Source organism: Microbacterium sp. CPCC 204701 (assembly GCF_004010105.1).
GTDB lineage: Bacteria > Actinomycetota > Actinomycetes > Actinomycetales > Microbacteriaceae > Microbacterium.
The window spans coordinates 1-10,560 of the sequence record NZ_RRYE01000070.1 but is presented as its reverse complement, the minus strand read 5'-3'; the positions used below and the strand labels follow the sequence as shown (position 1 = coordinate 10,560).

Genomic DNA, 10,560 nt, shown 5'->3' with positions numbered 1-10,560 from the left:
GCCAGCGCCGAAGCGGCGGCCTCGGCGGTGCCGCGCAGCGCCGTGATGCGCATGTCGTGTTCCGACACGAGGGCGCTCTGCGCGGCGATGTCGGCGTCGAGCGCGTCGAGCTCGGCCCGCGCGCGGATCACGCCGCGTGCCGCCTCGGCTGCGGCATCCTGCGCCTCCCCCAGGCCGTCACCGATCGTCCCGATCTCGGCACGCGCCTCGTCGATCATGGCCTGCGACACCGTGGTGAGCTCGATGCGGTCCTCGTCCTCGGCCTCGCCGAGGAGCGCCAGGCGCTGGCCGGCGAGCGCGTAGAGACTTCGGAGCCGCTCCTGCACCCGTTCGAGCGAGTGCGCGACGCGCCGCGCGCGGTCGACGGACTCGGAGCGCTGATCGTTCTCGAGCTGCTCGAGGCGCACCCGGGCGTTGTCGAGCCGCTCCTGCAGCACCATCCGCTCGGCGTGACGCTCGTGCTCGCTCCGCGCGTAGGAGGCGAGTTCCGCACGCAGGGCGACGATCTCATCGGCGAACAGGCGCGCTTTGGCGTCGCGCACCACCGCCGCGATCGTCGCGGCCTCGCGCGCGATCTCGGCCTGCCGGCCCAGAGGCTTCAGCTGGCGGCGAAGCTCGCCGGCGAGATCGCTCAGGCGGGTCAGGTTCGCCTCCATCGCCTCGAGCTTGCGCAGGGTCTTCTCTTTGCGGCGACGGTGCTTGAGGATGCCTGCGGCCTCTTCGATGAAGCCGCGGCGATCCTCGGGCGTCGCCTGCAGAACGCTGTCGAGTCGTCCTTGCCCGACGATGACGTGCATCTCGCGGCCGAGACCGGAGTCGCTCAGCAGCTCTTGCACGTCGAGCAGCCGGCAGGTCTCACCGTTGATCGCATACTCGCTCGCACCGTTTCGGAACAGCGTCCGGCTGATGGTGACCTCGGAGTACTCGATCGGCAGCGCGCCGTCGCTGTTGTCGATCGTCAGCTGCACCTCGGCGCGGCCGAGCGGACCGCGCGTCGCGGTGCCGGCGAAGATGACGTCCTCCATCTTGCCGCCGCGGAGCGTCTTGGCCCCCTGCTCGCCCATCACCCAGGCGAGCGCGTCGACCACGTTGGACTTGCCGGATCCGTTGGGGCCGACGATGCAGGTCACGCCGGGTTCGAGCGCGAACGTCGTCGGCTGGGCGAACGACTTGAACCCTTTGAGCGTCACGCTCTTCAGGTGCATGGATGCGCCCTCCACCCCGGTCGATTACCCGCCTACGCTACCCGAGGACGCTCCTACGCCCGCGAAGGCGAGCCGCGGGCGGACGGATGCCGCGACACGCCCGTCGTCATCCGAATCTGCAAGAATGCTTGACGCGGGTCTCAGAGTCGCGCTAATGTCGCTTTTCGCGTCTGAAGTCGAGAAAGGAGGTCCCCGATGATGCACATGAACACCACTGGATTCGCCGCTGCAGGCGGAGCGAATCGTTCGTGCGCGCTGGGGACCGTCTCCTTCGGCGCCACGCTGAGCGGCCGCTTCCCCGCCGCCATCTGACCCGCGCAGGAGAGGACTCTGCCCGTCTCCGGGCATCCTCACCTCGCGCCGCTCCGGTTCCCGGACGCCGTCCCGCCTGAGGACGTCGACTCCGACCGACCGGCCAGCAGCGCCTCCCTGCCTCCGACCCGTCGTGCTGCGGCACGGCATCTCCGCCTCGGGCGTCCGCTCGCGGCATCACCCCATCCGGAAAGCGAAACCATGAACACCCTTCTCGCGCCGCAGCGCCGCGACGAGCCGTATCAACGTGACGACCTGCTGTCGGACACGCTGCGACTCTCGAGCCGCGACACGCGCACCACCCTCTTCGACCGCGTCGCACTCCACGTGGGCCTGCGCCTGCTGCTGTGGAGCACGCGCAACCCGCGCCTCGCGGACGACCGCCACCGGCATGCGCACGCGCGCCGGCACCACGAGGCGACTGTGCAGAGCACACGAGCACATCAGCGCGATGCTCTCCTGCTCGCGCCTCGCCAGTGATCGCCGACGGGTCCGTCACCCGGCCACCGGGTGACGGACCCCTGGGCGCGCTACCGAAACCGACTCCGAAAGACACACCGTCATGAAGACCCTCACCGACGTCGAGATCCGCCCTCTCGTCATCCCCGATTCCATCGACTCTCCCGATGCCGCCGACTTCGCGGGGATGGTGCGCGTGCGCAACGCCATCTACCGCGAGGTCTCGGGGCACGACGACCATCGCATCAGCGCCGACGAGCTCCTCCCGCACTACCGCACGACCCCCTACGAGCGACGCCTCGCCTGGGTGATCCTCGACGGCGGCGCCGTCGTCGGGCGTGTCGGACTCGACCTTCCGAACGAGACGGGCTCCAAGGTCGCGTTCTGGCTCATCGAGCTGCTGCGTGATTCGTGGGGACGCGGCATCGGCTCGTCCGCCTACGTCCTCGTCGAGCGCACCGCGCGCGAGAACGGACGTACGGTGCTGCAGGCCTGGGCCGAGCACCCCGAGGCGCCCGGCCCCCGCCTCGCGCCGCCGACCGGGTTCGGCGAGATCCCGCGCGATCACGGGGCGCGCTTCTTCCTGCGCCACGGCTACACCCTCGAGCAGGTCGAACGCAACAGCGCCTTCGACCTGACCGGGTCGTACGACCACGTGGAGCGCCTGCTCGCCGAGGCCCGGACGGCGTCGACGGACTACCGCGTGGTGCAGTGGTTCGCTCCGACGCCGCCGGACTACGCCGACGGGTACGCGTGGATGAAGTCGCGCATGTCGACGGACGCCCCGTCGGCGGGCATCGAGTTCGATGAGGAATCATGGGATGCCGCGCGCATCGCCCAGCACGACGCACGGTACACCGACACCGGGCGGACGCTGCAGGTCACGGCCGCGCAGCACATCGAGACGGGCACGCTGTGCGCGTTCAACGAGCTCGTGATCGGCAAGGATCGCACGGAGGCCACGCATCAGGAGGACACGCTCGTGCTCAAGGAGCACAGAGGGCACAAGCTCGGCACCCTCGTCAAGTGCGCAGCGCTGCTGTCGTGGCGAGATGTCGCTCCGCAGTCCCCGCGCGTGATCACATACAACGCGGAAGAGAATCGCCCGATGCTCGACATCAACGAGGCGATCGGATTCGCGCCCATCGCATACGAGGGCGCGTGGAAGAAGGTGCTCGATGACTGACCTCGCACAACCGGGAGTTCTCACGGTGGAGCGCGTGACGGTGCCGGAGAAGCTTGATGCTCCCGAGGCGCGCGTCTTCGCCGAGATGGTGCGCATCGCCAACGCGGTGTGCCGTCACGACGCCGGCCACGACTACCTGCACGAGGAGCCTGAGGAGATGCTCGGCTTCTGGCAGGACCAGTCCGACTGGACCCAGCTCGGCTTCGCGGTGCTGCGGGACGACGCCGTGCTGGGCGTGGTGAAGCTGATGATCTCGAACGAGCCCGACGCCGGCGCAGTCGAGTTCGACCTCATGGTCGATCCGCCGCTCTGGGGCCAGGGAGTCGAGGAGCTGCTCCTTGCGGAGGTCGAGCGAGAGGCCCGCGAGCGCGGACTCACGACGATCCAGACGTGGACGCTCCACCGCCCCGGCATGCCCGGCCCCCGGCTGAGCCCGTCGACCGGCTGGGGCGAGATCCCAGCCCATGATCGCCAGACAGCGTTCCAGGTGGCGAACGGCTTCACGCTGGAGCAGGTCGAACGCAACAGCGTGTTCGATCTCACCGGCGATCTCGGGCTCGTGAAGCGGATGCTCGCCGACGCGCTGGCCGCGGCCGGGTCCGACTACCGCCAGATCGCGTGGACGGCGCCGACCCCACCCGAGTTCCAGGACGGGTTCGCCTACGCCCTCTCGCGCTTGTCGACGGATGCGCCGCAGGGGGGCATGGTCGTCGACGAGCAGCGGTGGGACGCCGCGCGCGTGCGGCGGCGCGACGCCCGCCAGCAGGCCCAGGGGCTGACGGTATCGGTCGCCGCGGTGCTGCACGAGCCGACCGGGACGATCGCCGCCTATAACGAGCTGGTCATCGCCGACGACCACGGCGGCGCCACGCAGCAGTACGGCACACTCGTCTTGAAGGAGCACCGCGGACACCGCCTGGGCGCCCTCGTGAAGTGCGCGAACCTGCTGCGCTGGCGGCAGCTCGTGCCCGAGTCGCCGCGCGTCTCGACGTTCAACGCCGAGGAGAACCGCCACATGCTCGACATCAACGAGGCGATCGGGTTCGTCCCCGCCTCGTATGCGGGTGCGTGGAAGAAGACGCTCGACGTGTGACCGAACGGATGCCGCCGGCTCAGGCTTGCGGGGACCGCTGGCAGCGCGGGCAGAAATGGCTCGAGCGGTTCGTGAACGACACTCGCACGATCGGTCGGCCGCACCGGGGACACGGCTCCCCGGTGCGGCCGTACGCGTTGAGCGAGTGCGCGAAGTAGCCGGCCTGGCCGTTCACGTCGACGTACTGCGCGTCGAAGCTCGTGCCGCCCTCGGCCAGGGCCTTCTCGAGCACGTGCCGCACCTCGGCCAGCAGGCGCCCGGCGGCACGCGTCGACAGCATCCGCGCCGGCGTCTCGGGATGGATGCGGGCCGCCCACAGCGACTCGTCGGCGTAGATGTTGCCGATCCCGCTGGTCACGGTCTGGTCGAGCAGCACCCGTTTGATCGCGGAGTCCTTGCGTGCGAGCGCGCGCCGGAATCCGGCATCCGAGAAGGCGGGATCGAGCGGGTCGCGGGCGATGTGCGCCACCTGCGAGGGGACGAGCGCCTCGGCACTGCCGAAGCCGCCGGCCGCACCGTCGGCGGTCGGCACGAGTTCGTCGAGCGCGAGGGACCCGAACGTCCGCTGATCGGCGAACACGATCGCGAGCTCGCCGTGCTGCGGGTGCGCGAAGTCGAAGCGCACGCGCTCGTGGCGTTCGAGCGCGGCGCCCGGCATGCGCAGCAACATCTGCCCGCTCATGCCGAGATGCCCGACGACGGCCTCCGTCGGCTCTGCGGAGCCTGTGACGGACAGGAGTGGCAGCCACAGGAACTTCCCCCGGCGGGCGGCCCCACGGATGACGCGTCCGGTCACCGCCGCTTCGAAGTGCGCGCCATCGCCGGAGTGTCGCGTCAGCGCGCGCTCGTCGAGCACCGTGACGCCCGTCACCGTCGCGCCCGTCACCGCGGGAGCGAGGCCCGCCCGGACGACCTCGACCTCGGGAAGTTCAGGCACGCCCGCTGAGCTCCCGCCAGGCCCCGAGGGCGGCGGCCATCTCGGCGTGCTTCTTACTGGTGCCCGCGCCTTCGGCCATGAAATCGCCGACGAGCACGGTCGCCGTGAATCTGCGGTCGTGATCGGGACCGGTCGAGGTCACCGAGTACACCGGCGGCTCGAATCCGCCGCGCGCGGCGAGCTCCTGCAGGGCGGTCTTGGGGTCCATCGCGGCGCCGTAGCGCTCGGGGTTTTCCAGGAGCGGCTCGACGAGCCGCAGCACGAGCCCGGTGGCGGCATCCGGACCCGCCGAGAGATACGCCGCCCCGAAAATGGCCTCCATGGTATCGGCGAGGATCGAATCCTTGTCGCGGCCGCCGGTGAGGTCTTCGCCGCGGCCGAGCAGCAGGTGCTCCCCCAGGCCGATGCCCCGGGCGATCTCGGCGAGCGCTACGGTCGACACGACGCTCGCGCGGCGCTTCGCAAGCGCCCCCTCATCGAGATCGGGGTGCCCCGTGAACAGGCGTACGGTCACGGCGAGCCCGAGCACGGAGTCGCCGAGGAACTCGAGGCGCTCGTTGTGCGGGCCCTGGCCGTTCTCGTAGGCCCACGACCTGTGCGTGAGCGCAAGCGACAGAAGCTCGGGGTCGATTCCGACTCCGAGCTTCCGCGTGAGTTCTGCGAGCGCGGTGCGCTCGGCAGCGACGTCGGTCACGTCAGGCGCGCGACGATCAGACGTCGGCGACCTTGCGGCCCTTGTACTCGAGGAACAGCTCCGTGCCCTGCGAGTCGGTGACGACCTTCGCCTGGTGGGGACGGCTGTAGACGACCTTGCCGTTCTCGACGGTCTTGACGAGCGTGGGGGCCTCGGCCTTCCACTGCGCGCGACGCGAGCGCGTGTTGGAACGGGAGACCTTCCGCTTCGGGGGGTTGCCTGCCATAGCTTGCTCTCTTCTGTGTTCTCGACGCCGGCTCAGCCGCGGGAGCGCGGAGTTTCGTCGTCGTGGCTCGTGGTGAAGTCCTGGAGCGCAGCCCACCGTGGATCGAGGGGCTCGCGCTGCTGTGACCCGGTGCTGTCGGCCAGCCGCTCGCCCGTGACCGGGTCGAGGCCGGGGCAATCCGGCTGACACACCGGCTGAAACGGAAGCGCCAGGACGACTGCTTCCCTGACCAGAGTTTCAAGATCCACGTGGTCGTCTTGAACCTCGAAGTCAGCTTCTTCCTGCCCAGGATACGCGAAAAGCTCCTGAATCTCGACTTGGAGCCCCTCGGCGACATCGGTGAGGCAGCGGCTGCAGACGCCGGTGTACTGGGTGCCGATCTCACCCGAGACGAGGATCCCCTCGTGGACCGACTCGAGGCGGACGTCGACGGCGAGCGGCTCGCCCTCGTCGACGGCGACCAGTCCCTCACCCCACCTGGCGGGCGCCGGCACGTCGAGCGAGTGCTCGCGCATCTCGCCGGGGCGGTGCACGAGATCGCGCACGGGAAGGACGAACGGACCCGTCACATGCTTTCTGACCACGATCCCCCATCGTAGTCGCGCTCGGTCGCCGCGGCGTCGGCACCCGGAGGCCCGTCAGATGCCGCGCGCTCCGGTGTCGAGGAACCGCGCGACCGGTGGGGGGACGAACGGCGAGATGTCTCCGCCCAGTGACGCGACCTGCCGCACCAGCGAGCTCGAGACGAGCGCATGGGCGGGGTCGGGCAGCAGGAACACCGTCTCGACGTGGGCGAGGTGGCGGTTGACGATCGCCATCGGCGTCTCGTACGCGACGTCGATCTGCGAGCGGATGCCCTTCACGAGCACGCTCGCTCCGACATCCGTGGCGTAGTCGACGAGAAGCCCCATGCTCCACGAGGCGACGACGACCTCGCCGTCGATGTCGCTCTCGGCGATGCACTGCTCCAGCAGCGACTGGCGCTGCGCGATGGGCAGCATCGCCTCCTTGCCGGGGTTGTGTACGACGAGCACGTGAAGCTGGTCGTACAGCGACGCGGCGCGTCGGATGACATCGAGATGGCCGAGGGTCGGCGGGTCGAACGATCCCGGGACGACGGCGATCCGGCTGCTCATGCGACCAGCCTAGTGGGCATGCCGAAGGTGCTCCGGCGCGGTCAGTTCTTGGCGAGGGCCGCGCGCTCGGCCATGCCGACGCTGCGTTGGAGGGCCGCCGCGAGGCCGGGATGCCGGTCGAGCGCCGGGTCGTCGGAGAGGACGTGCTCAGCGGCGATGCGGGCCTCGGCGATGATGTCGGCGTCCTTCACGACTCTCAACAGTCGCAGCGACGACCGCGCGCCGGACTGCGCGTCGCCGAGCACATCGCCCTCGCCGCGGAGCTCGAGGTCGACCTCGGCCAGCGCGAACCCGTCGAGCGTGGACGCGACCGCCTCCACACGCGCGCGGGCAGGGCTGCCCGCCGAGGCCTCGGTCACGAGCAGACACAGGCCGGGAACTCCGCCGCGCCCGACGCGGCCGCGCAGCTGGTGTAGCTGCGACACGCCGAACCGGTCCGCCTCGAGGATCGCCATCGTCGAGGCGTTCGGCACATCGACGCCCACCTCGACGACCGTCGTCGCCACGAGCACGTCGACGTCGCCGCGCGCGAACGCCTGCATGACGGCATCCTTCTCGTCGGAGGGCATCCTGCCGTGCAGGATCTCGACCCGGATGCCCTCGAAGGACGGATGCCTCGACAGCAGGTCGGCGACCTGCACCACGCCCCATCGGGTGCGGGGCGCTTCGCCCGCCGTGTCGCCGACCGGCTCGTCGGCGGTGTCGTCCTTCGAAAGCGCGTCGGCGTCGATGGCGGCGCACACGACGAACGCTTGCCGCCCCTTGCCGACCTCCTCGGCGATGCGTTCCCACACACGCCCGAACCAGCCCGGGCGTTCGGCGAGCGGCGCGACGAAGGTCTCGATCCCGGCCCGGCCGGTGGGCATCGTGCGGATCGTCGACACGTCGAGGTCGCCGAACACCGTCATCGCGACAGTGCGCGGGATCGGCGTCGCCGTGAGCACCAGCGCGTGCGGGGACGAGCCCTTCGCGCGCAGGGACTCGCGCTGGTCGACGCCGAACCGATGCTGCTCGTCGACGACGACGAGCCCGAGGTCGGCGAAGGTCGTGCTCTCGCTCAGCAGGGCGTGCGTGCCGACGACGATGCGCGCCTGTCCGGACGCGACGCGCAGCGCCGCCTTGCGCCGCTCGGCCGCGGAGAGCTGCCCGGTCAGAAGGGTCGGCATGAGCTCGGGGGCGAGCCGGGGTCCGAGCAGCCGCGCGATCGATCGCAGATGCTGCGCGGCCAGCACCTCGGTGGGCGCGATGAGGGCCGACTGGCCGCCGTTCTGCGCGACCTGGAGCATCGCGCGCAGCGCGACGAGGGTCTTGCCGGATCCGACCTCACCCTGCACCAGGCGGTTCATCGGCCAGTCGCCCTGCAGGTCGCGCTCGATCTCGTCGCCGACGCTGAGCTGGTCGGGCGTGCGCGGGAACGGCAGCGTTTCGTCGAACCGCTCGAGGAGCGGGCCGGGGTGTCGCCTGGTGGCCGACATGGCGCGCACGAACGCTCGCTGCTGCAGCAGCGCCGCCTGCAGGACGAAGGCCTCCTGCATGCGCAGCGTCGCCCGGGCGGGCTCGATCTCGTCGAACGACGCCGGTCGGTGGATGCGCTCGATGGCCTCCCGCGCGGGAACGAGGGCGTGACGCGCGCGGAGCTCGTCGGGGAGCGGCTCAGGCACATCGCCGAGGCCGTCGAGCACGAGCTCGACGATCTTCTGCAGCTGCCAGCTCGCCACGGTACTCGTAGCCGGGTAGATCGGGATGGGGAGGTTCGCGTTCGCCTCGGCCGTGAGGCGCGCCGTTTCTTCATCGGCGAACAGCTCGTAGTCCGGATGCGCGAGCTGCTTGGTGCCACGGTACTCCCCCACCTTGCCTGCGAAGATCCCCCGGCGTCCGGGCCTGAGGTCCTTCACCCGCCAGGTCTGGTTGAAGAACGTGAGTGAGAGATCGCCGTGGCCGTCGCTGATGACGACCTCGAGGATCGAGCCGCTCCGGTTCTTCATGCGGCGCTCGCCTACCCGCCGGACCTCGGCCACGATCGTGACGGCTTCGCCGACGGGCAGCGACGAGATGGGGGTGAGCTCCCCGCGCCGCGCGTACCGGCGGGGGTAGTGGGTGAGCAGATCACCCACGGTGGTCATGCCGAACGCCCGCTCGAGCGCCGCCGCCGTCTTGCCGCCGATCGCGCCGCCCAGCCGCGAGTCGAGGGTGAAGGACGCCATGTCTTCGAGGTTAGCGCGAAGGGCCTACAAGCTATCGTGAGGGTGTGACGCGCATCATCGCGGGCAGTGCCGGCTCCCTTGTGCTCGATGTCCCCGATGCCGGCACGCGACCCACCAGCGACCGCGTGCGCGAGTCGCTGTTCGGCGCGCTCGAGGCGGCCGACGCACTGCGAGGTGCCGCGGTCCTCGACCTCTACGCGGGTTCCGGTGCGCTCGCACTCGAGGCGGTCAGCCGCGGTGCCGCGTCGGCCGATCTGGTCGAGAAGTCGCCGCGCGCGGCATCCGTCGCCCAGCGCAATGCCGGCAGGGTCGCCAAGGCGGTCGGCGCCGACGCCGCCGTCCGGGTGCACCGCAGCTCGGCCGACGCCTTCCTGCGCGCGACGAGCGGGACGTTCGACCTCGTCTTCCTGGATCCCCCCTATGACGTCGGCGAGACCGAGCTGGCGTCGACGCTCGCACTGCTGGTGCCTCGCCTGGCAGACGGCGCGGATGTCGTCATCGAGCGCGCAGCGCGCTCGCCCGAGCCGACGCTGCCGGCAGGACTCACCTCGACGAGGTCGAAGCGCTACGGCGACACGGCGCTGTGGTGGGCCACGGCCGACGGGTCCGCGACCGGCTGATTCACCCGGTGAGCTCGTCCCAGTCGCGGTACGGATCCCAGCCCGTGCGTCCCGAGTGCGGCCGGCCGTCGACGAGCACGTCGTGCTCGCCGCGCGGCTGAACCACGCCGATGCTGCGGAAACCCTGGGGCAGCGCCCGGTCGGAAGGAAAGGTCGCCAGCAGCGCGTGGTCCTCACCGCCGGTGAGCGCCGACGCCGGGTCGGCGCCGAGCGCCGCGGACTCGATCGAGAGCGTGACGCCGGATGCCTCGGCCAAGCGCGATGCGTCCAGTACGAGCCCGTCCGACACGTCCATCATCGCGGAGGCGCCGGCGTCGGCGGCCGCCGGCCCGAGTGCAACCGGCGGGGACGGGCGCAGCTGCGCGGCGAGGTCGTCCTGCTCCTCCGGCGTGAGCAGGCGCTCGTCGATCGCCGTCGGCCGGCCGTCGGCATCCGTGAATTGCTCGAACAGCACGCGCAGGCCGCGACCGGCCCGTCCGAGCTGGCCG

11 protein-coding genes and 1 pseudogene are annotated in these 10,560 nt (G+C 70.7%); 4 read left to right on the top strand and 8 right to left on the bottom strand.

Features of this window, described 5'->3' with window-relative positions; translation table 11 throughout:
* The coding region (locus EIO58_RS06760; RefSeq protein WP_164861562.1) for a chromosome segregation SMC family protein at window positions 1–1,205 on the bottom strand (1,205 nt) is incomplete at its 3' end.
* 513 nt (window positions 1,206–1,718) lie between these two features.
* Between EIO58_RS06760 and EIO58_RS06755 the strand changes: the two genes are divergently transcribed.
* From EIO58_RS06755 to EIO58_RS06745, 3 genes are all read left to right on the top strand, one after another.
* Window positions 1,719–1,997, top strand: a complete 279-nt coding sequence (locus tag EIO58_RS06755) for a hypothetical protein (protein WP_127818878.1) — start codon at window positions 1,719–1,721, stop codon at window positions 1,995–1,997.
* Window positions 1,998–2,079: 82 nt separating this feature from the next.
* Complete coding sequence (locus EIO58_RS06750) at window positions 2,080–3,162, top strand: GNAT family N-acetyltransferase (RefSeq protein ID WP_127818877.1); 1,083 nt, start codon at window positions 2,080–2,082, stop codon at window positions 3,160–3,162.
* Complete coding sequence (locus EIO58_RS06745) at window positions 3,155–4,255, top strand: GNAT family N-acetyltransferase (RefSeq protein WP_127818876.1); 1,101 nt, start codon at window positions 3,155–3,157, stop codon at window positions 4,253–4,255. The genes EIO58_RS06750 and EIO58_RS06745 overlap by 8 nt, the downstream gene beginning before the upstream one ends.
* A 19-nt stretch (window positions 4,256–4,274) precedes the next feature.
* Here the strand turns inward: EIO58_RS06745 and mutM are convergent, their stop codons facing one another.
* The 6 genes from mutM to EIO58_RS06715 all read right to left on the bottom strand — a co-directional run bounded on the left by mutM (window position 4,275) and on the right by EIO58_RS06715 (window position 9,452).
* Entirely contained in the window at window positions 4,275–5,192 is a 918-nt protein-coding gene (gene mutM / locus EIO58_RS06740; protein WP_127818875.1) for a bifunctional DNA-formamidopyrimidine glycosylase/DNA-(apurinic or apyrimidinic site) lyase, read from the bottom strand.
* Entirely contained in the window at window positions 5,185–5,886 is a 702-nt protein-coding gene (rnc, locus tag EIO58_RS06735; RefSeq protein WP_127818874.1) for a ribonuclease III, read from the bottom strand. The genes mutM and rnc overlap by 8 nt, the downstream gene beginning before the upstream one ends.
* A gap of 16 nt (window positions 5,887–5,902) precedes the next feature.
* Entirely contained in the window at window positions 5,903–6,112 is a 210-nt protein-coding gene (gene rpmF / locus EIO58_RS06730) for a 50S ribosomal protein L32 (RefSeq protein ID WP_127818873.1), read from the bottom strand.
* A gap of 32 nt (window positions 6,113–6,144) precedes the next feature.
* Window positions 6,145–6,681, bottom strand: coding sequence for a YceD family protein (locus tag EIO58_RS06725; RefSeq protein ID WP_127818879.1), 537 nt, complete (start codon window positions 6,679–6,681; stop codon window positions 6,145–6,147).
* A 69-nt stretch (window positions 6,682–6,750) separates the two neighbouring features.
* Entirely contained in the window at window positions 6,751–7,248 is a 498-nt protein-coding gene (gene coaD, locus EIO58_RS06720) for a pantetheine-phosphate adenylyltransferase (RefSeq protein ID WP_127818872.1), read from the bottom strand.
* Between the two features lie 41 nt (window positions 7,249–7,289).
* Window positions 7,290–9,452, bottom strand: coding sequence for an ATP-dependent DNA helicase RecG (locus EIO58_RS06715; protein ID WP_127818871.1), 2,163 nt, complete (start codon window positions 9,450–9,452; stop codon window positions 7,290–7,292).
* Window positions 9,453–9,496: 44 nt separating this feature from the next.
* On the opposite strand from EIO58_RS06715, the gene rsmD reads away from it, so the two are divergent.
* A complete protein-coding gene (rsmD, locus tag EIO58_RS06710) occupies window positions 9,497–10,072 on the top strand; it encodes a 16S rRNA (guanine(966)-N(2))-methyltransferase RsmD (RefSeq protein WP_127818870.1) in 576 nt (191 codons plus the stop codon).
* 1 nt (window position 10,073) lies between these two features.
* On the opposite strand, the pseudogene EIO58_RS06705 reads toward rsmD, so the two are convergent.
* Window positions 10,074–10,560: pseudogene (locus tag EIO58_RS06705) on the bottom strand (thiamine-phosphate kinase); the annotation flags it as partial.